Genomic DNA, 25,065 nt, shown 5'->3' with positions numbered 1-25,065 from the left:
ATCCCCGGGGTGTTCACCGCTCCGCCGCCTCCGTCTCCCGGAGTTCGGTGAGGAGCTCGTTCTGCCCCGCCAGCATCTCGGTGAGGATCCGGCGCGCGGCCTGCATCAGGTCACGGACGTCCCCGCCGGCCAGGGTGTAGACGACGGTCGACCCCTCGCGGTTGGCGGTCACGATGCCGGACCGGCGCAGCACGGCGAGCTGCTGCGACAGGGCCGGCGCCTCGACGTCGATCTCCGCGAGGAGGTCGCGCACCGGCATCGGCCCGTTCTGGAGCAGTTCCAGTACGCGGATGCGGACCGGATGCCCCAGCATCCGGAAGAACTCGGCCTTCGCCTGATAGAGCGGTACCGGCACGTCTCTGACACTCCTCGTCGTCACGCCCGTCGAACCCGTCGCGCCGGGCGAGCCCGCCCTCGGGGTTCTCGGACTGGACGCCGCGCCCGCGGCTACCTGCGGGCGCGGCCTCTAGAGCATCTAACGAACTGCAGAATTATGCAATTATGGAGTTCCCAGACCGATGAACCCAGACCGATGAAGTGGAACGGATCCTCCTCGTGGCCGAGAACACCGAGAACCAGCTGCCGCCCTGCCCGGAGTGCGCCGGCACGTACGCGTACGAGATGGGGGCCCTGCTGGTCTGCCCCGAGTGCGGCCACGAGTGGTCGCCGGCCGGTGGCGACGCCGCGGCCGGGGGTTCCGGCGAGAAGGTCATCCGGGACTCCGTCGGCAATGTCCTCGCCGACGGCGACACCGTCACCGTGGTGAAGAGCCTGAAGGTCAAGGGCAGCCCGAACGGCATCAAGGCCGGCACGAAGGTGCGCAACATCAAGCTGGTCGACGGCGTCGACGGACACGACATCGACTGCCGCATCGAGGGCTTCGGCAACATGCAGCTCAAGTCGAGCGTGGTCAAGAAGGTCTGACCGGTCGACGGGCACCACACGCGGAACGGGCGAGAGAGACGAGGCCTGTTCCGTATCACCCCGCAGACGACGACCGGCTTCCGGCCGGCGCCCGATGGCACGGAACGGGGCGGCGGCGCGCAGGGCGTCTTCTCCGGATCCGGGTCGTGGGCCCCCGCCGTGCGGACGGGGCGTCGACCGGTGGCCGCCGCTCGGCGCTCCCCGATGGACAGCACCTCGGGGCTACGGGCGGCGGCCACCTTCACCACGTGCGGCCGTCACGGGGCACGGCGGTCACCACATGCGGACGGCACGGGGCACGGCGTCAGGGGCGTACGGCATCGCGGGGTACGGCGTCACGGCATACGGCGCTCGGCGCCGGTGGGCCAGAGCACGTCGACCGTGCGGCCCAGGCTCCGCGCGTAGGCGACCAGGTGCGCGGTGGCGTCCCGCGCGGTGGACGGTGAGCCGTCCCAGACGGCGAGGACCCGCGAACAGGCCCTGATCATCCGCTCGTCGGCCCGGACGCAGGCGGTGCCGTCGGCGGGGTCGTAGTCCACCAGGCTCAGCCGCTGCGTCAGCATGAGCAGCTCCCCCGCCGCGCGCGTCTGTCCCTCGCGCAGCAGCGCGGCGACCCGGTCGGTTCCGGGGATCACCGTCACCAGGCCGAGGCCGGCCCGGCGCGCGGCGCGTGCGAACGCGAGCGGCAGCCCCTGCCCGATCCGCACCAGGCCCGCCCGGCCGACGTCCGTGTACCGGGCGAGGCGGACGCGCAGGTCCTCCTCCAGCAGGGCGAGCGTCCACGGGGCGAGATCGGCGTGCCCCACGAGAGCGATCACGGCGACCCCTACTTCTGGGCGTGCTGGCCGACGTAGAAGAGCAGCCAGACGAAACCGGCGAACAGGTGCGTGCCGAAGATGTAGAAGAAGGCGCGCAGCCAGACGCCCTTCTCCTTGCGGTCCTCGTCGTCCGTGGTGGCGCTCACGGTGTCCACTCCCTCTGCGGGCCGCGGGCCGGGGACGCGGCGGATGCGGCCGGCCGCCCGGTGCCCTCTCCTGAAAGATGCTCACCGAAGAGGTCGGCGAACGGGAAAACCCTCCGAAGGGAAGACCCTTCACGACGATACCCGGAGGCACGGTCCCGGACCGCACCGCACGGGCGTGAGCTTCGCGGCACGGCCCGGACGGTGAACGGCGTGCCGGTGCTCCGGTGCCCGGCCCCTCCAGGGCCGGTGCCCCCGCGCCCGGACGGCGGGCGCACCCTCGTGGCCGCCACCGGCCGCGTGGTCACCCCGGCGCCTCGGCCCGTTCCTTGGGTGAGGGGGCCGGGAGGGCGTGGAGGTGGACGGCCTCGGGGTCGGCGGGGCTGTGCCGTTCGGCCCAGGCCTGCAGGGCGGCGCGGCACGCGTGGTCGAGGTGGTGGACGCCGGAGAGGTCCAGGACGATGCGACGGTCGCGGGGCAGGTCCTCCAGGCTGTCGAGTATCTGGGGCAGCCGCAGGAAGTTCACCGTCCCGGCGATCCGCACCCGCACTCCGTCACGACCCTCGTCGGTGCGCTCCACGCGCAGGTGGGAGGCTTCCCAGGCGGCCTTCGCGACCGACAGCACGAGACCGATCAGCACGCCTTCGAACATGCCGACCACGACGATGGCCACCGCCGTCGCGACGAGCACGAACGCCTCGCCGCGATGGGTGCGCCACAGTGTCGCCACGCCGCGGAACGGGATCAGTTTCCAGCCCGCGTGGACGAGGATGCCGGCGAGGGCGGCGAGCGGGATGTACGCGAGGACGGCGGGCAGCAGCACCGCGAAGAGCAGCAGCCACACCCCGTGCAGCACCCGGGAGGCCTTGGTGCGGGCGCCGGCCTCCACGTTGGCCGAACTGCGCACGATGACCGCGGTCAGCGGAAGGGCGCCGAGCAGCCCGGACACGGCGTTGCCGGCGCCCTGGGCGACGAGCTCCTTGTCGTAGTCCGTGCGGGGTCCGGTGTGCAGCCGGTCGACGGCCGCCGCGCTGAACAGCGACTCGGCGGAGGCGATCAGCGCGAAGGCCAGCACCGTGCCGAGCAGCGCGGGCTCGGCGAGGCCGGTGAAGGTGTCGGCGCCGGGCAGCCGCACGGCGTCCACCACGCCGCTCACCCGCACGGTGACGACCGGCAGATCGGCCACCACGGTCACTGCGGCGGCCAGCAGGACGGCCACCAGCGCGCCCGGCACCGCCCGTACCCGGCGCGGCAGCCTCGGCCACACGACGACGACGGCGACGGTCCCGACGGCGACGGCGAGGGCGGTCAGGGACACGGTCGCGCTCAGGGCCGCGGCCAGGGCTTCGGGCAGGCCCGCGAGCTTGGCGAGACCGGAATGGGGCGCCGGCAGACCGGCCGCGGCGTAGAGCTGGCCCGCGATGATCACGAGGCCGATGCCGGCGAGCATGCCCTCGACGACGGACAGGGAGATCGCCCGGAACCACCGTCCCCAGCGCAGGGCGCCCATGGCGATCTGGAGGAGCCCGGACAGCAGCACGATGAGGCCGAGGGCGGGCAGGCCGAAGGCGCGGACCGCCTCCGCCACGAGCACCGTGAGACCGGCGGCCGGTCCGGAGACCTGGAGGCTGCTGCCCCGCATCATCCCGGTGACGAGTCCGCCGACGATGCCGGTGATCAGGCCGAGTTCGGCGGGGACGCCGGAGGCGACGGCCACGCCGACGCAGAGCGGGAGCGCGACCAGGAAGACGACGAGCGACGCGGCGAAGTCCTGCCGGACGGCGCGCGGGAAGAGTGGCATGCGTGTCCCCCTCGGAGGGTCTCGGCGGACGGGAGGGCGGGCCCCGCGTCGGGACGAGGACAGGTGGGCGGCAGGCTTGCGGAGCAGGGGCACATCCATCCCTCGAGAGCGCACAGCCCTCATGGTTCACAAAGGAGAGTTCAAGAGAAGGTCATCACACAGTAAACACGGCCCGGCGGACTGATCCACAACGACACAGGCGCACGCGCGAGGGACGGCTGGATCCGTCCGGAAGTTGACGCGATAGCCGACGCCATCGGCGCACGGCGCCGCCGGCGCGCCGGACGGAGCGCTCCCCGTACGCCACCGCCCGCCCGACCCGCGCCCCCACACCCCGGCCCGTACCGCCCGCCCCCGCCCCGCGCGTGTACCCGCGGCCCGCGGCCCGCACCCCGTGCCCCCGTCCTCGCCCCGCGCCCGACCGGACGCCAGAGGCGCCCAACGAGGCCGTTAGAGTGCTGTCATGACCACCACACCCCGCCCACGGTTCCCGGCCTGCGTCGACGGTGCCCGCACCGACGGTGGGCGAGCGGCACGGTGAGCGAGGAACCCGTCTTCGTCCGGAGCAGGTGGGGCACCAGCCGGTACGTCTACAACCACCGCAACCCCGTCGGCCTCGCCCTCATCATCCTCACGCCGCTCTTCGCCATCGGCATGCTGTTCGCCCTGCAGGCCGAGACGAGGTGGAGCGAGGGAGAACTCGAGGACGCCGTGCGCGAGGGCGTCGAGAGACTGAACGGCGGCCGGCACTACACACCCCTGGCAGGCGACCACGGCTTCCTGATCGCCGAGGCGATGTACGAGACCGGCGTCGGACCGAAGCACGGCGTCGACACGGACGAGGGGGAGAACGGGGGGTACACCGTCGGCACGGAGGACACCGAATCGGAGTACTGCGTCCGCATCACCCTGACCCCGGACCCGAGCCCGATCGTCCTGCCTTCCGGGGCCGAGAAGCTTCCACCACCCAGCCCGGAGGAGATGGCGTTCTACATCTCCCACGCGACCTTCACCGAGGGCGCCTGCCGCTGACACGGCGATCTTCGCCACGGCCTTCGCGCCGGCCTTCGCGCCGGTCTTCGCTGCGACCTCCCGGGCGCCACACCTGCCGGGCGCCACACCTGCTCGGGCACCACACCGGCTCGGACGCCACACCGGCTCGGACGCCACCGGCCGGACCCTGGCCACCGGCCGCGACAGCCTCCGTCGAAGCGCTTCGCCCGGATTGCCCGGATATTCTGTGACATGTGATCGAGTCCGGGCGGGCGCGGCTCCGTCGACTCACCGGTCCGGGAAGACTTGTGCGGCTGTCGCCGGTCATCCTGACCGTCGTCATTGCCGGCCTGGCCTACGCCACCCCGCCGGAGATGGCCTTCAGCCGTCTGCTGCCCTCGGCGCCGGCCCTGGCCGCCGCCATGTGGCCGGTCCTCCCGACCGTCCTGCTGGGGACGGTCTGCCTGCTCCTGATGATCGGCCTCAGCCTCGTCTTCCCCGACCTGGGAACGTGGTGGACGGCCGCGGGGATCATCGCGGTGACGGTCGCCGCCGCGTACGGGAGCCATCTGCGGCTCCAGCGGGAGCGCACCCTCTTCCAGGTGCGGCTCGTCGCCGACGCGGCCCAGCAGGTGGTGATGAGCCCCATGCCACGGCGGCTGCGGAACGTGGAGATCGAGTCCCTGTACCTGGCGGCCGCGGCGGAGGCCCGGATCGGCGGCGACTTCTACGAGGCGGCCGACACGCCGTACGGGCTCCGACTGCTGATCGGCGACGTACGGGGCAAGGGCCTCCCGGCGGTCGGGGCGGCCGCGGCGATCGTCAACGCCTTCCGGGAGGCGGCGTACGGCGAGAGCGAGATGACCGAGGTGGCCCGCAGGCTGGACGCCAGCAGCACGCGCTACAACGCCGCCTTTCCTCCCGAGGGGCCGATGGAGCGCTTCGCCACGGCGCTCCTGGTCGAGATCCCCCACGAGGGCGGACACGTCCGCATCCTCAACTGCGGCCACCCTCCGCCGCTGCTCCTCAGCCGCGGGAAGGTGCACGTCCTCGAACCCACCGCCCCGTCGCCGCTGCTCAGCCTCGCGGAGCTGATCGGCAGTCAGTACACCGTCGAGACCTACGACTTCGTCCCCGGCGACCTGCTGCTGCTCTACACCGACGGGATCGCCGAGGCCCGCGCGCACGACGGCGTCTTCTTCCCTCTCGCGACGTGGATGCGCGGACAGCCTCCGGCCCCGCCCCGCGAACTGCTCGCCGCGCTGCACCGCGACCTCCTCCGCTACAGCAGGGGCCGCCTGGACGACGACATCGCCGCCCTCGCCGTACGCCTGTGCGCGAGCCCCGAACCCCGGAACGCACAGAAGTGACCCGGGAGGGCGGCTCGCGTACCGAGCCGCCCTCCCGGGTCACTGCCGGGGCCACCGCCGGTCACCTCCGGGGTCACCGCGCGCCGGTCACCACCGGGAGGGGGACCGCCGGGTCACTTCTTCGGCAGCCAGGCCTTCCAGGTGGCCTCGTTCTCCTTCACCCACTTCTCGGCCGCCTGCTCCGCGGTCATCCCGTCGGCGGCGACGTACTTGGCGACCAGGTTCTGCTGCTCGGTCGTCCAGTGGAAGTTCTTCAGGAACTCCGCGGCGTCGCCGCCCTCCTTCGCGAAGTCGGCGTTCATCCACTTCTTCAGCGGCACGTCGGGGTACGCGCAGGCGACGGCCTTCTCGTCGGCGTCACAGCCTTCCTTGTACGGCGGGAGCTCGACCTCGACCAGGTCGACGGTCGCGTTCATCCACTGCGGGGTCCACCAGTAGGTGAGGAAGGGCTTCTTGTTCTTGTACAGCTGCTCCAGCTGCGCGAGGTGCGTGGCCTCGGCGCCCGCCTCGATGGGCTTGTAGTTCAGGCCGAGGTTCTTGATCAGGGCGTTGTCGTACGAGACGTAGGACGGGTCGCCCTTGATGAACTGGCCCTTGTCGCCGCTCTCCGGGGTCCTGAAGAGGTCCGCGTACTTGTTGAGGTTCCTGTAGTCTGTGATGTCCGGCTTCTGGTCCGCCAGGTACTTCGGGACGAACCAGCCGATGTGACCCGTCACGCCCAGCTCGCCGGCCGGGACGACGGACTTGTTGCCCTGGACGTACCGCTTCTCCTCCTGGGGGTGGCCCCAGTCCTCCAGGATCGCGTCGACCTTGCCCTGGCTCATGGCGTCCCAGGCCGGGGTCTCGTCCATCTGCCGGGTCCTGACCTCGTACCCGAGCTCGTGCTCGAGGAGGTACGCGGCGACGGCCGTGTTGACCTCGGCGCCGACCCACGACGGGGTGTGCAGGTTGACGGTCCTGGAGTCGCCGCCACCGGTCTTGGCGGCGCCGCAGGCGCTGACGGTCAGCAGGGCGAGGGCTCCGGCAGCCGCGAGGGCCGTTCTGGTACGGCGCGACCGCGTGCGCGGGCGCGGATCGGAGGGGACGCGGCCGGTGCGGGCGGCGTCGGTGCGGTGGTCCTCGTACGCGGGCGTGGACATGGGTGTGCTGCCTTTCGGTTGACGGGAGCGGGGGGCGCTCAGTGCCGGAGGTCGGCGGAGGGGGTGCGGTCGGCGGGCTGGGTGAGCTTGTCGAGAGCCAGGCCGAGGCAGACGATTCCCGCCCCGGCGACGAGTCCGGTTCCGAGCTCGCCCGCCGTGAGGCCCTTGACCACGTCGAAGCCGAGTGCTCCGCCGCCGACCAGGCCGCCGATGACGACGACGGCGAGGACGAGGACCACGCCCTGGTTCGCGGCGACCAGCAGCGCCGGGCGGGCGAGGGGCCACTGCACGTCGCGGATCTGCTGCCAGGTGGTGGCGCCCAGGGAGCGCGACACCTCCATCGTGGCCGGGCTGACCTGCTTCAGCCCCTGGGTGGTGACCCGCACCACGGCGGGCAGGGCGTACACGGCCGCCGCGGTGATCGCGGCGACCCGGCCCGCGTTGAACAGCTGCACGACCGGGATGAGATAGATGAACTGCGGCAGCGTCTGCATGGCGTCGAACACCGGACGCAGCAGCCGTTCGACCGCCCGGACGCGGGCCGCGAGGATGCCGATGGCGAAGCCCAGTACCAGCGTGAGGGCGACGGCGACCAGGACCTGGGACAGGGTGTAGAGGGCCTTGCTCCAGATGCCGAGCACGCCGGTGGCGGCCAGGGCGAGGACGGCGGTGAGCGCGCCGCGCCAGGTGCCGACGAGCCACGCGACGGCGCCCACGAGGAGGAGCAGGGACCACCAGGGCAGCGCCTGAAGGCCGTTGTTCAGCGGGTTGAGCACCCAGCTGGTGATGTTGCCCGCCCAGACGGAGGTGCCGCCGAGCACGGGGACGTCCTGGTACACGGCGCCGACCAGCCAGTCGACGGCGCTGTTCAGCGGTGCGGCGATGTCCACCGTGACCGCTTCGGGCCAGTCCCCCAGGTTGGGGCCGAGCAGCAGGCCGGCGCCGGAGGCCACGAGGGCGATGCCGGTTCCCCGCCGGCCCACCGGGACGCCGCCCCGCGCGCCGGCCGCCGCCGTCGTCCGGTCGAGCCAGACGGCGATGAGGACGATGGCCAGTCCGGCGGTGAGACCGTGGCCGAAGTCGCGGGTCCTCAGCGCCTGGTACACGCTCTCGCCGAGACCGCCGGCGCCCACGACGGAGGCGATGACCACCATGGACAGGGCCATCATGACGGTCTGGTTCAGACCGAGGAAGAGCTGCGGCCGCGCCATGGGCAGGCGCGCCGACCACAGCCGCTGCAGGCCGGTCGCCCCGAGGGACCGGGACGCCTCCAGGACGGCCGGGTCCGCGCCGCGCAGGCCCAGCGTGGTCATCCGGACCATCGGGGGCGCGGCGTAGATCACGGTGGTGATGAGCGCCGACGGGGTGCCGATGCCGAAGACCAGGACGAGCGGGAGCAGGTAGGCGAAGGACGGCAGCACCTGCATGGTGTCGAGTACCGGGCGCAGGATCCGCTGGGCGGTGTCGGAGAGCCCGCCGGCCAGGCCGAGCAGCAGTCCGGCCACGCAGGCGACGGCGACGGACACCAGCATCAGGGCGAGGGTCTCGGTCGCCTGCTCCCACAGGCCGAGGAGTCCGCAGCCGGCCAGCGAGCCGAGCGCGACGAGGGCCGGGCCGGCGCCCCTGCGGCCCGCGCCGCCCGCGTACCAGGCGAGCGCGGTCGCGACGGTGAGCACGCCGGCCCAGCCGGTCGCGGTGAGCAGGTCGTGGACCCAGGCGACCGAGTCGGTGGCCGCGTTGGACAGGTGCAGCAGGAAGTACAGGAAGACGGGATGGGTCTCGCGGTTGTCGACCACCCAGTCGGCGAAGGTGTCGAGTCCGGGAGCCAGGTCGAGGCTCAGTGCCTGCGGCCAGCCGCCGTCGGCGAGCAGCGCGGCGGTGGGCAGCAGCGCCGCCAGGACCAGCAGCACGAGAGGCGTGGCGGGCCGGGTCGGCCGCCAGGCAGGGCGGCGGCCCGTCACCGCGGCCGGCGCGCGGGTGCTGTCGCCGCCGACGGGCGGGCGGGACGTCGTGGCGGCGCTCATGCGGTCACCGGGTCCGTGTCGGTACCGGTGCCGGCGTTGGTGTCGGCTTTGGTGTCGGCGTCGGCGTCGGCGTTGGTGTCGGCGTTGGTGGGCGCGGCCGCGCCTTCGGCGGTGGGCGCGCTCGGTTCCTTACGCGCGGCGGGGACGGCGGGTGCGCCGGTTCCGCTGCCTGCGGCCGTACGTGCGACGGGGCGGGCGGGGCGGCTCGCGGCGGCAGGGCGGCTTGTGCCGGCATCGCTGCCCGCGGCCGCGGGCGGCGCGGTGCGCGGACCGGCCTGCGGGGCGGCGTCCGGGTCGGCCTCCGGCGTCGTGTCCGGGGCCGCGTGGTCCGGTTCCAGGCCCGCCACCACGGCCAGGAGCCGTGCGTGGTCCACGACTCCGAGCAGTTCGCCGTCCGCCTCGATCCGGGCCGGTACGCCGTCCCGGGCGACGGCGGCGATGCCGTCGGCGACCGTCGTGTCCGGAGCGAGCACCGCGCCCCGGTCCGCCTCGTCGCCGACGGCCGGGCGCATCGCCCGGGACACCGGGACGATCTGCTCGCGCGGCACGTCGCGGACGAAGTCGCGGACGTAGTCGTCGGCGGGCCGGGTGACGATCTCCTCGGGCGTGCCGAGCTGCACGATGGCGCCGTCCCGCATGAGGGCGATGCGGTCGCCGAGCTTCAGCGCCTCCGCGAGGTCGTGGGTGATGAACACCATCGTGCGGCCCTCCTCCTGGTGGAGCCGGGCCACCTCCTCCTGCATGTCGCGGCGGATCAGCGGGTCGAGGGCGCTGAACGGCTCGTCGAACAGCAGGACTTCGGGGTCGGTCGCGAGCGCGCGGGCCAGGCCCACCCGCTGCTGCTGGCCGCCGGAGAGCTGGTGCGGGCGGCGGTCCTCGAGGCCGGCCAGGCCGACCTTGGCGACGACCTCGCGGGCCTTCGCCCGCCGCTCGGCCTTCGCCACGCCCTGGATCTCCAGACCGTAGGCGACGTTGTCGAGGACGGTGCGGTGCGGCAGCAGGCCGAAGTGCTGGAAGACCATCGCGGCGCGGTGCCGACGCAGTTCGCGCAGCCGGGTCGCGTCCATGGCCAGGACGTCCTCGCCGTCCATGGCGAGCTCGCCCGAGGTGGGTTCGACGAGCCGGGTCAGGCAGCGCACCAGGGTCGACTTGCCGGAGCCGGAGAGGCCCATGACGACGAACACCTCGCCGCGGCGGACGTCGAAGGAGACGTCCCGGACGGCGGCCGTGCAACCGGTCCGTTCGCGGATCTCGGCGGTCGACAGGGCGGTCAGGGCAGGGTCGCCGGGCACGCGGGCGGCCTTGGGACCGAAGACCTTCCAGAGGCCGCGTACGGAGAAGACGGGATGGTGATCGTGACCGTCCATCAGGCGGCCTCCTTCGGGTTGCCGTCGCTGACGAGGAGGTCGGCGCACTTCTCCCCCACCATCAGGACGGCGATCATCGGGTTGACGGCGGGAATGGTGGGGAAGACGGAGGCGTCGGCGATCCGTATGCCCTCCAGACCGCGCACGGTCAGGTCGGGGGCCACGACGGCGAGGGCGTCGTCCTCGGCGCCGATCCGGCAGGTGCCGGCCGGGTGGTACACGGTGTGCGCCACCTTGCGGGCGTACTCGCTCAGTTCCTCGTCGCCGGTGACCTCGGGGCCGGGGCAGACCTCGCGGCCGAGCCAGGACGCCAGCGGCTCGGTCGCGGCGATCTTCCGGGCGATCCTGATGCCGTCGACGAGGGTGCGGGCGTCGTGGTCGTCCTCGTCGGTGAAGTAGCGGAAGTCCAGGGCCGGTTTGACCTCGGGGTCGGCGCTGGTCAGGTACAGCCGGCCGCGGCTGCGCGGCTTGGGGATGTTCGGCGTCATCGACACGCCGTGCGCGGGCCGTTCGTAGCCCAGCCGCTCCGGGTTGTCGGTGAACGGGATCTGGTAGAAGTGGAACATCAGGTCGGGTCCGGCCGACGCGGGGTCGCGGCGCACGAACAGTCCGGCGTCGCTGTCCATCGCGGAGTTCTCGGGAATCGGGCCGTGGGTCTCCCAGACGATCACCGATTCCGGGTGGTCGAGCAGGTTCTCGCCGACGCCCGGAAGGTCGTGGCGGACCTCGATGCCGAGTCCGGCCAGCTGCTCGCGCGGGCCTATGCCGGAGTGGAGCAGCAGCCGCGGGGTGTCCACCGCTCCGGCGCAGACGACCACCTCGCGTGAGGCCCGGACGACGAGTTCCCCGCCGTCCTTGGTGCGCACCCGTACGCCGGTGGCGCGGGCGCCGTCGAACTCCAGCCGGTGGGCCCAGGTCTCGAGCAGCAGGTGGAGGTTGGGTCGGTCGAGGAAGGGGTGCAGGTACGCCACGGAGGCGGAGGAGCGCTTGTTGTCCTCCGGGTGGTACGCGAGGTCGAAGAAGCCGACGCCCTCGTGGAAGGGTTCGCGGTTGAAGCCCTCGACCCGGGGCACGCCGAGGGCGTCCTGCGCCGCGTCCACGAAGTCGCGGGCGATGGCGTTGCGGTCCTTCTCGTCCACCGGGACGATGTTGTTCAGGAGCTTGCCGAAGTACGGGTCCATCGACGCGGCGTCCCAGCCGGCGGCGCCGCGCCCGGCCCATTCGTCCCAGTCGGACGGCAGCGGCTTGAACGCGATCAGCGTGTTGTGCGAGGAGCAGCCGCCGAGGACGCGGGCCCGGCTGTGCCGGATGTGGGAGTTGCCGCGGGGCTGTTCGGTGGTGGGGTAGTCGTAGTCCAGTTCGCCGCCGAGCAGGCCCATCCAGCGGCGCAGGGTGAGGACGTCGGGGCGGTCGACGTCGGAGGGACCGCCCTCGATGACGGCGACGGTGACGTCCGGGTCCTCGGTGAGGCGGGAGGCGATCACCGAACCGGCGGTGCCTCCGCCGACGATGACGTAGTCGTAGAGGTGGCCGTCGTCGCGCATGTGGTCGTCGTCGCGCATGTGGTCGTCTTCGTGGACGTGGTCGTCGATGTGGTCGGTCATGCGGGTGTTCACTCCAAGGGGCGTTGGCTCGTGCGGGGGCCGCGGGTCCGCGTGGTGGTGCGGGCGAGCACGTCGCGGCCGGAGTCCGCCGGGGCGGCCGGGTCGTCCAGGTGTGCCGGTCGGCCGGTCAGCCGGAGAACCACCGCACCGGGCGGGGCGCCAGGTTCTGGTAGACGTGCTTGGTCTCGCGGTACTCGGCGAGGCCGGAGGGGCCGAGCTCGCGTCCCACGCCCGACTTGCCGAACCCGCCCCATTCGGCCTGCGGGAGGTAGGGGTGGAAGTCGTTGATCCACACGGTGCCGTGACGCAGCCGACCGGCCACCCGGCGGGCGCGGGCCGCGTCCGCGGTCCAGACGGCTCCCGCGAGCCCGTACTCGGTGTCGTTGGCGAGCGCGACCGCCTCCTCCTCGGTGCGGAAGGTCTCCACGGTCAGCACGGGCCCGAAGATCTCCTCGCGGATCACGCGCATGCCGCGGTGGCAGCGGTCGAGGACGGTGGGCTCGTAGAAGTACCCGCCGGCGGGCCTGGTGGCGGAGGGCTCGGGGCGGCGGCCGCCGTTGCGGAGCACGGCTCCCTCGGCGAGCGCGGACGCGACGTACTCCTCGGTGCGCTCCAGCTGGGCCCGCGAGACCAGGGGTCCGCACTCGACGCCCTTCTCCGTGCCGCGGCCCAGCCTGATCCGGGCGGCGCGGCGGCCGAGTTCGGCGACGAAGCGTTCCCGTACCGACTCCTCGACGATCAGCCGGGAACCGGCCGAGCAGACCTGACCGCTGTGGATGAACGCGGCGTTGAGGGCCTGGTCGACGGCGGTGTCGAAGCCCTCGGCCGTCCTGCAGGCGTCGGCGAAGACCACGTTCGGGTTCTTTCCGCCGAGTTCGAGGGCGACCTTCTTCACGCCGGGCGCCGCGGCCTGCGCCACCTTCACTCCGCTGGTGAGACCACCGGTGAAGGAGACCAGGTCGACGTCGGGGTGTTCGGCGAGCCGGGCACCGACCGTGTGGCCGGGGCCGGTCACCAGGTTCGCGACACCGTTCGGGAGTCCGGCCTCGACGAGCAGCGCGATCAGCGCGACGGTGCTGAGCGGGGTGATCTCGCTCGGCTTGAGCACGAAGGTGTTGCCGGCGGCCAGGGCCGGTGCGATCTTCCAACTCGCCTGGAGCAGGGGGTAGTTCCAGGGAGTGATCATCGCGCACACGCCCACCGGTTCGTGCACGACGACACTGTGCACGGTGTCGCTGCCGGCGTCGACGACACGGCCCTGCCCCTCGGCCACCGCCAGGTCGGCGAAGTAGCGGAAGGCGTCCGCGACGCAGTCGACGTCGATGCGTCCCTCTTCGAGGGTCTTGCCCGCGTCGCGGCTCTCCAGCAGGGCGAGTTCTTCACGGTCGCGAACCAGAAGCCCGGCGGCGCGGCGCAGCAGCGCGGCCCGCTCGGCCACGGGCGTACCGGGCCAGGCGCCCGAGTCGAAGGCGGTGCGGGCGGCGGCGACGGCGGCGTCGGCATCCGCCGCGCCACCCTCGGCCACCACGGCGAAGGGGCGCCCGTCCGCCGGGTCGAGGACTTCCCGCGTCTCGCCGCTCAGCGCACCGCGCCACGTGCCGTCCGCGTGAATGGTCGTTCGTGTCAACAACAGTCAAGGCTTTCTTCTTCGGGCGGATCCGTTCCGCCGACCCGGCGTTCCCCCGTCCGGGCTTCCGCGTGCCGTTCACACCGCCGGGGCCCCTCGGTCGCCATCAGCGGTCGGCCGGAGGGTAGTTACTGGTCATGCGGGCCGAAGTTACCCACCAGAAAGCGAAATCGCATGACCCGAAAGCCTTGCGCGGGGCACACCGGGCTGTTATCGCCGCGGGCGCCTCCGACCCCCGCAAAGTGACAAGCTCAACAAGATGTTTGAGCAAATGCGGACAAAGGATCGGAAATGGCCAGTTAATAACGAACACATAACACCTTTGCATGATGCCAGGTTCGCAATCGGAACGTTATGCCATCGACGGCAACCCGTGGGTTTGACCGCACGGGAAGTGGACATGACGACGGCGCCGAAGGAACGTCGTCCTCCGGCGCCGCCGTCGGGAGACGGCGCCTACGCGTGCGCGGTCTGGGTAGCGAGCCCGGCGGACCGCGGCCGCGCGCGGCGCGAGGTACCTCCCAGGCACACGCACGGCCGGGCCGAGGCGGTTCCGCGCCCGGGCCGTGCGGGCGGTACCAGGGTCCGTATGCGAGAGCAGGACGAGCGCACCTGCCCGGCGGCGGGCCCTCGTGGACGCGCTCGCCGCCTTCTCCGCGGCCGGCGGCGAACCGGCCCCCGCCGAGGACGGCCTCGGCCCGCACCCGCCGGGAGGGTCGGATCCCGTGGAAGGCGTGCGGTAGACCGTACGACCCGCGGCCGGCATGCCGGGAAGCCCGGCTCCGGCGGAGCCGGCGCCGCCCCCTTACGTGCCGCCAACGTTTCGCTAACGCCGTTGTCCTTAGCGGGGGTTGCTACGGTCGCTGACCTCAACCAGCAACCCGCTTGTCACGTGCCCGGTCCCGCTTCCACGGGCGGGGCCGGGAGGTCAGCCGCGTGTCACGTCAGATGCTCACCGTCCGCGCCGACGGCGCAGGAGACTGCCGCACCATCGGGGAGGCCGTCGCCCGGGCACGTACCGGTGCCGTCGTCAGCATCCAGCCCGGACGGTACGAGGAGGCCCTGGTCGTGTCGGCCGCCATCACCCTCGTCGCGGCGGAGGGGCGCGGGACGGTCGAGGTCGCTCCGCGGCGCGGTGTCGCGCTGACCTTCACCGGGGACGCGCTGATGGTCAGCGGGCTCGTGCTGCGCGGCCACGACGACGAGCTGCCCGTGGTGGACGCGCCGCGCGGGCAGGTCGCCATGGACCGGTGCGACGTCCGCGGCTCGGCCTGGGCGGCGCTGTTCGCGCGGGGCAGTGGTTCGCTGGCGCTGCGGCAGTGCCACGTCGGCAATCCGGCGGGGGCCGGCGTGGTGTCCACCTCCGCGGCGGAGAGCTTCCTGGAGGACTGCACCGTCGAGCACGTGGGCACCTCGGCGGTGGTGGCCGGTGAGCAGGGACGCGTCAGACTGCGCGGCTGCCGGCTGCGTGACGCCCGCGGGAACGGCGTGCTGACGAACGGGGCGGCCTCCGTGCGGCTGGAGGACTGCGAGATCACGGGGACCGACAAGCCGGGTGTGGCCGTCGAGGAGGACAGCACGGTCGCCTTCACGCGGGGAACCGTCCGCGAAGCGGTCGTGGGGGTGCTCGTGCACAGCACCAGGGCCGCCGTCCTGGAGGACGTCACCGTCGTGGAGACCAGCGGTCACGGGTTCGTCGTGGGCGCGGGCAGCGCACCCACGCTGACCCGGTGCCGCACCGAACGGACCGCAGGTCACGGCCTGCTGGTGACCGAACGGGGGCGCGGCACCTTCGGCGACTGCGAGTTCACCGGGGCGAAGGACTCCGCGATCCGCGTCACCGGTTACGCGTCGCCGTCCTTCCACGGGACCCTCGTGCGCGACGGGCAGGGCATCGGCGTGCTCGTGGAGGAGGATTCCACGCCGGAGTTCGACCGGCTCCGGGTCCTCGACACCAAGGGCGACGGCGTCGTGGTGCGTGCGGGAGCCCGCCCCGTGGTGCGGCGGGCGACCGTGGCGCGCGCCGGGGAGCGCGGCGTGGTGGTCGCCAAGGACGCGCGCGGGCGTCTGGAGGACTGTGTCGTCGAGGAGTCCGGCGGTTCCGCGGTGCACGTGTCCGGGCACGGCACGCTGTTCGTGGGCGGCGGGCGGCTGCGTGCCTCCGGTGCCACGGCGGCCCACGTCGGCCCCCTGGGCACGCTCATGCTGCGTGACACCGAGGTGGAGAAGCCGGGTGGTGCGGGCGTCCACGTCGAAGGGGACGGCGAGCTGTCGGCCACGCGGACCCGGGTCACCGGGGCGGCCGAGCACGGCGTCCTCCTCGCTTCCGGGGCCAGGGCGGCGCTGAACGGCTGTGAGGTCACGGGCTCCGGTGGTGACGGCGTCCGCGTCGAGGGGGCCGACGGCGTCTCGCTGGCCGGATGTGCCGTCCGGGACAACCAGGGCAGTGGTCTGCGCCACACGGTGCCCGGTGAGGGACTGTCCGTCGACGGTCTGACGAGTACGGACAACGGCGCCGCGGACGCGTGGGGAAGCGCCGAGGCGGCCCAGGAGGCGGGCGGCCGGCGGCTGCCCGCGGGCGCCGTGCCGCAGCCCGACGAGAACACCGGTCCGGTCGACGAGCTGCGGTCCCTGATCGGCCTCGAGGACGTGAAGCAGCAGGTACTGACCCTGATCAACCTGAACCGGCTCGCCCAGCAGCGCGCCCGGCTCGGCATGCCCGCCCCGCCCACCAGCCGCCATCTGGTCTTCGCGGGCCCTCCGGGCACGGGCAAGACGACCGTGGCCCGTCTGTACGGCTCGATCCTGGCCCAGCTCGGGGTGCTGCGCTCGGGCCACCTGGTGGAGGTCTCGCGTGCCGATCTGGTGGCGCAGATCGTCGGCGGAACGGCCATCAAGACCACGGAGACGTTCACCAGGGCGCTGGGCGGCGTGCTGTTCGTCGACGAGGCGTACACGCTCCTGTCGGACGGTGGCGGTTCGGGCGCGGACTTCGGACGCGAGGCCATCGACACCCTGGTGAAGCTGATGGAGGACCACCGCGAGGACGTCGTGGTCATCGCGGCCGGCTATCCCGCCGAGATGGACGGCTTCCTCGCCTCCAACCCGGGCCTCGCCTCGCGCTTCACCCGCACCGTCCGGTTCACCGACTACACCTCCGAGGAACTGGTCACGATCGTCGAGCGGATGTGCGCCGGCCACCGCTACGAGCTCGACGCCGCCGCCCGCACCGCGCTGCGCGCGCGCTTCGAGGCCATTCCCCGCGACGCCGTGTTCGGCAACGGCCGGACCGCGCGCAAGGTCTTCGAGGAGATGGTCGACCGGCAGGCTTCCCGCCTCGCCACGCTCGCGGACGTGCGCGAGCAGGACCTGTCCCTGTTCGTCCCCGACGACGTCGGCGCCCCGGCCGCGGCCGCCGGCGAGGGCACCGAAGGAGACCCGCTCCAGCGGCTGGAGTCACTGGTGGGCCTGGCGAACGTCAAGCGCGAGGTGGGCGATCTGGTCAACCTGCTCGCCGCCGCCCGCCGCAGGGCCGCTGCGGGACTGCCCGCCCCGCGCCTGGGCAACCACCTCGTCTTCGCCGGCCCGCCCGGCACCGGCAAGACGACCGTGGCCCGCCTGTACGGGGAGTTGCTGGCCTCGCTCGGTGTGCTGCCCCGCGGTCAGCTGGTGGAGGTGTCGCGCGCGGATCTGGTGGGCCGGTACATCGGCCACACGGCGCGGCTCACCAAGGAGGTCTTCGAACGGGCCCTGGGTGGGGTGCTGTTCATCGACGAGGCGTACACCCTGACGCCTCCCGGCGGCGGTGCGTCGTCCGACTTCGGGCAGGAGGCGGTGGACACGCTGCTGAAGCTCATGGAGGATCACCGCGACGACGTGGTGGTGATCGCCGCCGGCTACACCGACGAGATGAACCGGTTCCTCGGGTCCAATCCCGGACTGGAGTCCCGCTTCGCCCGCCATGTGGAGTTTCCCGACTACTCCTCCGCCGAGCTGGTCACCATCGTCCGCCGGCATGCCGCCGACAACGGGTACGACTGTGCCGAGGGCACCGAGGAGGCGCTCCTGGCGCACTTCGACGCGCTGCCGCGCGGCCGGGCCTTCGGCAACGCCCGCCTGGCCCGCCAGACCCTGGAGCGGATGATGACCCGGCAGGCCGGCCGGCTGAGCACGGTGGCCGCGCCGAGTCTGGACGACCTGCGGCTGCTGCTGCCGCAGGACCTGTCCGTCTGATTTGGGACCCGCGACCGGCAGGTCGCGGCCGGTTCCCCGCCCCTTCCACGGAACGAGGTGCGCCGTCCATGCGCCGCCGTACACCCCTCTTCGTCTGCGCCCTGGCAGTGGCCGCGGCGACGGTCGTGCCCGCGCAGGCCGCCGGCGCCGCGGACCCGCCCGTCGCGCTGCCGGGCATGCCCGAGCGGCTGGCTCCCGACCAGAAGTGCACGTCGTTCGCCGGCCGTCCGCTCGCGGACGCGCCGTGGACACGGCGGGCCCTGGGGCTCGACCAGGTGTGGCAGCTGTCGCAGGGGCAGGGCGTGACGGTCGCCGTGGTCGCCACCGGCGTCAGCGAGACGGTCTCCGTGCTCAAGGGGCGCGTCCGCGCACTGGGCGACGCCCGCGGCGACTGCGTCGGCAGGGGCTCCTTCCTCGCGGGCATCGCCGCCGGGGCCACCGCACCGGGGCAGGGCTTCTCCGGTGTCGCGCCGCAGGCACGGATCCTGGCCGTACGCGGCACGGGAACCCGGGGCGAGGCGGATCCCGGCCGGATGGCCGACGGGGTCCGGGCGGCGGCGCAGGGCGGCGCGGACGTCATCGTCGCCGGCGCGCCCCTCGACGGGGCCGACCCGCGGGTACGGTCGGCGATGGCCGCCGCGGCGCGGGCGGACGCGCTCGTCGTCGTACCGGCGGCCGCGGACGGCGGCGGGGCGGCTCCGCCCGCTCCCGCACCGCCGCCGCAGGCCCTGGCCGTGGTGGCCACCGGTCCCGACGGTGCCCTCGCCGACCGTGCGCCCGGCTTCACCCGGGCCGATCTGAGCGCCCCGGGCGTCGCCCTGGTGGGCCCGGGTCCGCACGGCGACGGCAAGTGGACGGGCTCGGGTGCCTCGTTGGCCGCCTCCGTCACGGCGGGAACGGCGGCCCTGGTGCGCGCCTACCACCCGGAGCTCGACGCGCGGCAGGTACGGGAGCGCTTGCTGAGGACGGCGTATCCCGGCGACCTTCCCGCCCTGGACCCGTACGGGGCGGTCGCGGGCAGCGCACCGGAAGCCGGGCCGGCGCCCGCGGTGGAGACCCGAGCGGTACGCCTGCGCGGGGCCGACGCCACCGGCGCGGCAGCCCGGACCGCGGCGCTGCTCGTCGCGGTCGGATCGGCGGGGGCGGTTCTCGCGGTGGCCTTCCTGGCAGCGGTCGTCCCGCGCGGCCGGCGGCGGGGCTGGCGCGCGGGGCGGTTCGGGGACCAGGCGGCGGGCGGGTCCTGAGGACCGCTCCGGGGCGGACCGCTCCCGGGCGGACCACTCCGGCGCTGAGCACTCCGGGCGCGGGACCGCACCGGCCGCCGGGCACGGGACCGCACCGGACGCCTGGCGGGACGGGCCCGGCACGGTGGCCGGGACCCGGCCGGCGCCGGTTGCCCGGGCCGGCCGGTCGCGGCCTGTCGGGAGAACCGGCGCCGGCCACTGTCTAGAGGGTGTCGTCCGTCTCGGTCTCCCTCTCCGTCGGCAGCGCGAGCTGCATCAGCGAGGCCTTGCGCCGGGCGATGCGCAGGGCGCGGCCCGGCGGCAGGATGCGCGGGCGGACGCCGTCGAAGACGAAACCTTCGGAGCTCGGGCAGGACATGAGCAGGCCGGCCGCGTTGACCTCCTGGAGCTTGCGGGTCAGCGGATCCTGGCGGGAGGCGCCGGTCGCCGCCCGCGCCAGCACCAGGTGCAGACCGATCTCGTAGCCGAGCGGCAGGTGCGGGATCAGCGGGTCGAAGGGCCCGTCGAAGGGCGAGCCGACCATCTCGTAGTCGTCGACCAGGATGAACAGCCGCGGTCCCGTCCACCAGTCGGCGCGGCGCATCCGGGCCGGCGAGATGTCCTCGGAGGGTGTGCGGACGGCCATGGCGCGGGTGACGCCGTCGAGGAGTTCCCGCAGCGGGTCGGCCGCGACGGCGTGCCCGAGGCGGTACTCCTCGGGCACGGCCTCGATCAGTTCGCGCCGGTAGTCGACGACCAGGATGCGTGCCTCCTGAGGGGTGTGGTGGGCGACGATCTGCTCGGCGATCAGGCGCAGGGCGCTGGTCTTGCCGCTCTCGGTGTCGCCGACGATCAGCAGGTGCGGGCTCTGTGCGAAGTCGTGGACGACGGGCGCGAGTGCCGCTTCGTCGACACCCATGGGAAGCCGCAACGGGGCCTCGGCTGCCGGCAGTTCCCGGACGCCGAAGCGGGTGGGCAGCATCCGTACCGGCGGGGCGGGCGGCGCGTCCCAGTGCGCGGCGATCCGTTCGGCGAGCTCGGCGAGGGCTTCGCTGAGGTCCTCGGTGTCCTCGCACCCGTCGATCCGCGGCAGGGCCGTGAGGAAGTGCAGCTTGTCGGGGCTGAGGCCGCGCCCGGGCCGTACGGGCACGGTGGCCGCCTTCCGGGTGTCGATCGCCGAGTCCATCGAGTCGCCCATGCGCAGTTCGAGACGGTTGCCGATCTGGTCGCGCAGGGCGCTGGACAGGTCCAGCCACCGGGCGGTGCTGACCATCAGGTGGACGCCGTAGTTGAGGCCACGGGTGGCGAGGCCGCTGAAGACGGCCAGGTCGTCGAACATGTCGCTGCGGACCGTCGACCAGCCGTCCACGACCAGGAACACGTCCCCGAAGGGCTCGTCGGGGTACCGGCCGGCCGCGCGCCGCTTGCGGTAGGTGGCCATGGAGTCGATGCCCTCCTCCTGGAAGAACGCCTCGCGCCGGTCGAGCAGCGCGGTGACCTCGGCCAGGGTGCGGGAGATCTTCTCGGCGTCCAGCCGGCCGGCGACCCCGCCCACGTGCGGGATCCCCGCCAGGCCGAGGAGGGCGCCGCCGCCGAAGTCCAGGCAGTAGAACTGGACTTCGCGGGGGGTGTGGGTGAGGGCGAGCCCGGTGATGAGGGTGCGCAGCACGGTCGACTTGCCGCTCTGCGGGCCGCCGGCGACGGCGAAGTGCCCGCCCGCGCCGGAGAAGTCGACCATGAGCAGCTCGCGTACCTGCTCGAAGGGCTTGTCGACGATGCCGGCGGGCACCCGCAGCCGGCCCCGGTCGGGGGAGCCGGTGGTGGTCAGCCCGAGGTCCGGGTCGACGTCCAGCGGCGGCAGGAGGGTGTCCAGCGCGGGCGGCGTGTCCAGCGGCGGCAGCCATACCTGGTGGGCCGGCGGACCGCTGTCCTGGAGCCTGTCCAGGGCGAGGCCGAGGAGGGTCTCGTCGCCGTCGGGCTCGGGTGTGACCGGGTCGGGCACGGCGGGCAGGGCGCGTGGTACCACCCAGGCGGTGGACCAGGGCACCACCTGGCGGGCGATCCGGGCCTGCTGGACGCTGCGGCGCTTGACCTTGTAGGTGCCGGACACGTAGGCGGCGCGGAACCGGGTGAGCGCCTCGACCCCGCTCTTGAGGTAGCCGCTGCCCGGGGTGGGCGGGAGGTGGTAGGCGTCGGGTACGCCGAGGACGCCGCGTGACTCCATCGCGGAGAAGGTGCGCAGCCCGATGCGGTACGACAGATGGGACTCCAGCTGGTGCATGCGGCCCTCCTCCAGCCGCTGGGACGCGAGCAGCAGGTGGACGCCGAGGGAGCGTCCGAGGCGGCCGATCATCACGAAGAGATCCATGAAGTCGCGGTGCGCGGCCAGGAGTTCGGAGAACTCGTCGACGACGACGAACAGCGACGGCAGCGGGGCCAGCGGGGTCCCGGCGGCGCGGGCCTTCTCGTACTCGAGGACCGAGGAGTAGTTCCCTGCGCGGCGCAGCAGCTCCTGACGCCTGATCAGTTCGCCGTGCAGGGCGTCCTGCATGCGCGCGACGAGCGGGAGCTCGTCGGCGAGGTTGGTGATGACGGCCGAGGTGTGCGGCAGGCCGTCCATGCCGAGGAAGGTGGCGCCGCCCTTGAAGTCGACGAGGACGAAGTTGAGGGTCTCGGAGGAGTGGGTGAGGGCGAGGCCGAGGACGAGTGTGCGCAGGAGTTCGGACTTGCCCGAGCCGGTGGCGCCGATGAGCATGCCGTGCGGGCCCATGCCGCCCTGGGCGGACTCCTTGATGTCCAGTTCGACGGGCAGGCCGTCCTCGCCGACGGCGATGGGCACCCGGAGCCGCTCGCGGCCCTCCAGCGGGCGGTCGAAGAGGGTATGCGGGACGTGCCGGCGCAGGTCCGATATGCCCAGCAGGGAGGTCAGTTCGGTGTCGGAGGCGAAGGGTTCGGCGGCGACCGCTCCGCCGCCCAGACGGTACGGGGAGAGCCGTGCCGCCAGTGCGCGGGCGGCGAGCGGACCCAGGGTGTCGGGTCGGCCCAGGAGTCGGCTCTGTTCCTGACGGTCGCGGTCGGTGCGTACCAGATGGAGGCCGTCGTCGCTCAGGCGCAGGCGCAGTGTGCCGCGGGCGGGCTTCCAAGCGAAGTTCCCGGACAGGTCGACCACCACGGTGTTGCGGTAGCCGGGTCCGGAGAGCCGGTGTCCGCCGGGGACGGCGCCGCCGTCCACCACGATCACCGTGAACGGCTCCTCACGGCTGGGTGCGGTGTCCGGGTCGAACGGCGGGCGTTCGGTGAAGTCGGCGCCGAGCAGCTCCTCCAGCTCGACCAGTCCGGCGGCGACGGTGCGGGCGGCTCCCGCGCCGTCCCGCTGGTAGGCGTGCTGGGCGTGCGGCAGCCACTTGACCCACTCCCAGTCGGCGCGCCGCTCGTCGGACAGGCAGAGCGCCACGGTCAGTTCCTCCGGCGCGTGGAACGTGGTGAGCTGCGCCACGAGCGCGCGGACCATCGCCCGGCCGCGCTCCTCGTCTCCCTGGACGAGCACCTTCGACCAGGCACGCAGGTACAGCGCGATCGGCTGGTCGGGCAGGGTGCCGTACGCCCGGATGAAGCTGCGCAGAGCGTGCGCGGACAGCGGTTCGAGGTCCTCGACGGGCTTGGTCGACAGCGGGGCCAGCCGGGTGCCGAGCTTTTGATCGCCCCTCGCGACGCGCACCTCGGCGAAGTCCTCGTCGGAGCACCGGCGCTCCCACTGCCGGCTGGTGCCCACGAGCGCCCAGAGCGCGGCGGGGCCGGGGTGGCGCCAGGCGAGCGCCTTCTGCTGCTCGGCCACGGTGCTCCGGATCCTGCGCCGGGTCTGTGCCAGGTAGCGGAGGTAGTCGCGGCGTTCTCCCTTGAGCTTGCGCTTGCGCTCCCCCGCGCTGCGCAGGAACTGGCCGACGATCATCACCACCGACGACAGCAGCATCATGCCGATGGCGAAGTAGCTGAAGGCGGTGACCTGCCCGGGCCTGACGAACATCATCAGCATCGCGAGGGAGGTGAGTCCCATCGGCAGGTACATCCACACGGCGGAGGAGTTCGGTTCCGCCTCGGGCAGGGTGGGCGGCTCTTGGAGGCTCAGTTCGCCGTCCGGCATGTCGGGGCCGCGCCGGCGGGCAGGGCGGCGGAACAGGACAGTGCTCAACCGGATTCTCCTCGGTCGCTCGCGCGTGAGGTCCGCGCGCGGGGCGCGCTCGGGACGGCGCGCACGGGAAACAGGGGGGCGGGGTGACCGCTGCGCCAGAGGGCGCACCCGTCATGCGTACCAGGGGTCGCTAAAGAACGGGCGCCAGCCCGACGTTAGCCGTGCCTGCTCTACTGCGGCCTCCCGACCCCGGCGAAGAGGTGCTGGCCCCTGCCATGACTGACACATCGACCACCGGCCTGTGCCGGCTCACGGTCCACACCCCGCGAAGGCTCGTCGAGCTCGCCGTGCCCGCGGACGTACCGGTCGCCGACCTGCTCCCCATCCTCCTCGACCACGCCGGCGAAGGCCTCGCCGAGGAGGGCATCGAGCACGACGGCTGGGTCCTGCAGCGGCTCGGCGGCCAACCGCTGGACGACGAGTCCACCCTGGAGGCGCTCGCGCTGCGGGACGGCGAGACGCTGCACCTGCGGCCCCGCTCGCAGACGCTGCCACCGCTGCACTTCGACGACCTGGTCGACGCGGTCGCCACCACGATGCGGGAACGTCCCCACGGCTGGGCCGAGCGCACGAGCCGCCGGCTGCTGCGCACCGTCGCCGTCGTCCTGCCTGCCACCGGTCTGGTGGTGCTGGCCCTGCCCGGCGGCGCGGCGCCGCTCCGGGCGGCGGTGTCCGCGGTCGTCGCCCTGCTCGTCCTGTTCGCGGCCGGCTCGGCGAGCCGCGCCGTCGGGGACTCGGCCGCCGGTGCGGCGCTCGGTGTCCTCGCACCGCCCTACCTGGCCCTGGCGGGGGCTCTGATCCCGGTGGGCGAGCCGAGCCCGCAGGTGGTCGGCGCGCGTCTGCTGGCCGGGTCGGCCGCCGCCGCCGGAGGCGCCGTCCTCGCGGTGGCCGCGGTCGCCGCCTTCGTGCCCCTGCTGGTCGGCTCCGCCGTCGTCGCGCTCATGGGTGTCGTGTGGGGCAGTCTGATGCTGCTGCTCGACGTGCCGGCCGCGCACGCGGCGAGCATCGTCGCGGTGCCGGCGGTGGCGTTCGGCGGCCTGGTCCCCGGAATGTCGTTCCGTCTCTCCGGGCTCCGGCTCCCGGCCCTGCCGTCCAACGCCGAGCAGCTGCAGGAGGGCATCGAGCCGCATCCCCACCGGCACGTCGTGGACCGCACGGCACTCGCCGAGGAGTGGATGACCGCCCTGTACGCGGCGACCGGCCTGGTGTGCGCGGCGGTCGTGACCGGTCTCGTCGTCGACCGTCCGACCACGGCCTCGCTGATCACCACGGCCGTGCTCAGCGTGCTCCTGCTCCTGCACTCACGCGGCGTCGGCCACGCGTGGCAGCGCCCGGCGCTTCTCCTGCCGGGCCTCTACGGGCTGGTGCTGCTGTCCGTACGCCTGGCCGCGGGACTCGAGGTGGAGCAGCGTCCGGCCCTCGTCGCCGTCCTGCTCGCGTGCGCCGCGTCGGCCGCGATCGCCTCGTGGACGGTGCCGGGCCGGCGTGTGCTGCCGCACTGGGGCAGGGCGGCCGACATCCTGCACACGCTGTGCGCCGTCGCGCTGATCCCGCTGTCCCTGTGGGTCCTCGGCCTGTACGCGACGCTCCGCGGCGTCGGCGGATAGGGG

At 73.3% G+C, this 25,065-nt stretch carries 15 protein-coding genes and 1 pseudogene; 6 read left to right on the top strand and 10 right to left on the bottom strand.

The window, feature by feature from the left end; genetic code table 11:
• Positions 1–13: 13 nt before the first annotated feature.
• Positions 14–355 (bottom strand): ArsR/SmtB family transcription factor, encoded by a 342-nt coding sequence (locus ESG85_RS31175; protein WP_128984526.1) that lies wholly within the window; start codon positions 353–355, stop codon positions 14–16.
• Between the two features lie 200 nt (positions 356–555).
• Here ESG85_RS31175 and ESG85_RS31170 point away from each other — a divergent pair, with 200 nt between their 5' ends.
• Positions 556–924 (top strand): zinc ribbon domain-containing protein YjdM, encoded by a 369-nt coding sequence (locus ESG85_RS31170; protein WP_246095454.1) that lies wholly within the window; start codon positions 556–558, stop codon positions 922–924.
• 335 nt (positions 925–1,259) lie between these two features.
• Here the strand turns inward: ESG85_RS31170 and ESG85_RS31165 are convergent, their stop codons facing one another.
• From ESG85_RS31165 to ESG85_RS31160, 3 genes are all read right to left on the bottom strand, one after another.
• A complete protein-coding gene (locus ESG85_RS31165) occupies positions 1,260–1,742 on the bottom strand; it encodes a hypothetical protein (RefSeq protein WP_181019164.1) in 483 nt (160 codons plus the stop codon).
• Positions 1,743–1,750: 8 nt separating this feature from the next.
• Entirely contained in the window at positions 1,751–1,888 is a 138-nt protein-coding gene (locus ESG85_RS35205) for a DUF6126 family protein (RefSeq protein ID WP_164986363.1), read from the bottom strand.
• Between the two features lie 301 nt (positions 1,889–2,189).
• Positions 2,190–3,686, bottom strand: coding sequence for a SulP family inorganic anion transporter (locus ESG85_RS31160; RefSeq protein WP_128984525.1), 1,497 nt, complete (start codon positions 3,684–3,686; stop codon positions 2,190–2,192).
• Positions 3,687–4,223: 537 nt separating this feature from the next.
• Between ESG85_RS31160 and ESG85_RS31150 the strand changes: the two genes are divergently transcribed.
• On the top strand, positions 4,224–4,718 hold the full coding sequence (locus tag ESG85_RS31150) for a hypothetical protein (protein WP_128984524.1): 495 nt from the start codon (positions 4,224–4,226) through the stop codon (positions 4,716–4,718).
• Between the two features lie 269 nt (positions 4,719–4,987).
• A complete protein-coding gene (locus ESG85_RS31145; protein ID WP_246095453.1) occupies positions 4,988–6,049 on the top strand; it encodes a PP2C family protein-serine/threonine phosphatase in 1,062 nt (353 codons plus the stop codon).
• Positions 6,050–6,162: 113 nt separating this feature from the next.
• Here the strand turns inward: ESG85_RS31145 and ESG85_RS31140 are convergent, their stop codons facing one another.
• The 5 genes and pseudogenes from ESG85_RS31140 to ESG85_RS31120 form a co-directional block, all read right to left on the bottom strand.
• Positions 6,163–7,188, bottom strand: a complete 1,026-nt coding sequence (locus ESG85_RS31140; protein WP_128984522.1) for an ABC transporter substrate-binding protein — start codon at positions 7,186–7,188, stop codon at positions 6,163–6,165.
• Between the two features lie 38 nt (positions 7,189–7,226).
• Positions 7,227–9,212, bottom strand: coding sequence for an ABC transporter permease (locus ESG85_RS31135; RefSeq protein ID WP_128984521.1), 1,986 nt, complete (start codon positions 9,210–9,212; stop codon positions 7,227–7,229).
• A 314-nt stretch (positions 9,213–9,526) separates the two neighbouring features.
• Positions 9,527–10,579: pseudogene (locus tag ESG85_RS31130) on the bottom strand (quaternary amine ABC transporter ATP-binding protein); the annotation flags it as partial.
• Positions 10,579–12,123, bottom strand: a complete 1,545-nt coding sequence (locus ESG85_RS31125) for a GMC family oxidoreductase (protein WP_128984588.1) — start codon at positions 12,121–12,123, stop codon at positions 10,579–10,581. The pseudogene ESG85_RS31130 and the gene ESG85_RS31125, both read right to left, overlap by 1 nt.
• 187 nt (positions 12,124–12,310) lie before the next feature.
• Positions 12,311–13,813, bottom strand: a complete 1,503-nt coding sequence (locus tag ESG85_RS31120; protein ID WP_128984519.1) for an aldehyde dehydrogenase family protein — start codon at positions 13,811–13,813, stop codon at positions 12,311–12,313.
• A 945-nt stretch (positions 13,814–14,758) separates the two neighbouring features.
• Between ESG85_RS31120 and ESG85_RS31110 the strand changes: the two genes are divergently transcribed.
• Positions 14,759–18,043: a right-handed parallel beta-helix repeat-containing protein gene (locus ESG85_RS31110; protein ID WP_128984587.1), complete on the top strand. Its 3,285-nt coding sequence runs from the start codon at positions 14,759–14,761 to the stop codon at positions 18,041–18,043.
• A 68-nt stretch (positions 18,044–18,111) separates the two neighbouring features.
• The gene (locus ESG85_RS31105) at positions 18,112–19,287 is read left to right on the top strand and encodes a S8 family serine peptidase (RefSeq protein WP_128984518.1); all 1,176 of its coding nucleotides are present in this window, start codon (positions 18,112–18,114) and stop codon (positions 19,285–19,287) included.
• 202 nt (positions 19,288–19,489) lie between these two features.
• Here ESG85_RS31105 and eccCa read toward each other — a convergent pair whose 3' ends face one another.
• Positions 19,490–23,455 carry a type VII secretion protein EccCa gene (eccCa, locus tag ESG85_RS31100; protein WP_128984517.1) on the bottom strand — a complete coding sequence of 1,322 codons (3,966 nt, stop codon included), beginning with the start codon at positions 23,453–23,455 and terminating at the stop codon, positions 19,490–19,492.
• Positions 23,456–23,670: 215 nt separating this feature from the next.
• Between eccCa and eccD the strand changes: the two genes are divergently transcribed.
• Positions 23,671–25,062, top strand: a complete 1,392-nt coding sequence (eccD, locus tag ESG85_RS31095) for a type VII secretion integral membrane protein EccD (protein WP_128984516.1) — start codon at positions 23,671–23,673, stop codon at positions 25,060–25,062.
• Positions 25,063–25,065: the final 3 nt, after the last annotated feature.

Origin of the sequence: Streptomyces roseicoloratus, from assembly GCF_004117935.1 — a bacterium.
GTDB classification, from domain to species: domain Bacteria; phylum Actinomycetota; class Actinomycetes; order Streptomycetales; family Streptomycetaceae; genus Streptomyces; species Streptomyces roseicoloratus.
This window is presented reverse-complemented; position numbering and strand designations above follow the sequence as displayed.

Coding starts and splice junctions, on each gene's coding strand:
- ESG85_RS31160 (WP_128984525.1), bottom strand. CDS start 3,686: ATGCCACTCTTCCCGCGCGCCGTCCGGCAGGACTTCGCCGCGTCGCTC.
- ESG85_RS31140 (WP_128984522.1), bottom strand. CDS start 7,188: ATGTCCACGCCCGCGTACGAGGACCACCGCACCGACGCCGCCCGCACC.
- ESG85_RS31135 (WP_128984521.1), bottom strand. CDS start 9,212: ATGAGCGCCGCCACGACGTCCCGCCCGCCCGTCGGCGGCGACAGCACC.
- ESG85_RS31125 (WP_128984588.1), bottom strand. CDS start 12,123: ATGCGCGACGACGGCCACCTCTACGACTACGTCATCGTCGGCGGAGGC.
- ESG85_RS31110 (WP_128984587.1), top strand. CDS start 14,759: ATGCTCACCGTCCGCGCCGACGGCGCAGGAGACTGCCGCACCATCGGG.
- ESG85_RS31105 (WP_128984518.1), top strand. CDS start 18,112: ATGCGCCGCCGTACACCCCTCTTCGTCTGCGCCCTGGCAGTGGCCGCG.
- eccD (WP_128984516.1), top strand. CDS start 23,671: ATGACTGACACATCGACCACCGGCCTGTGCCGGCTCACGGTCCACACC.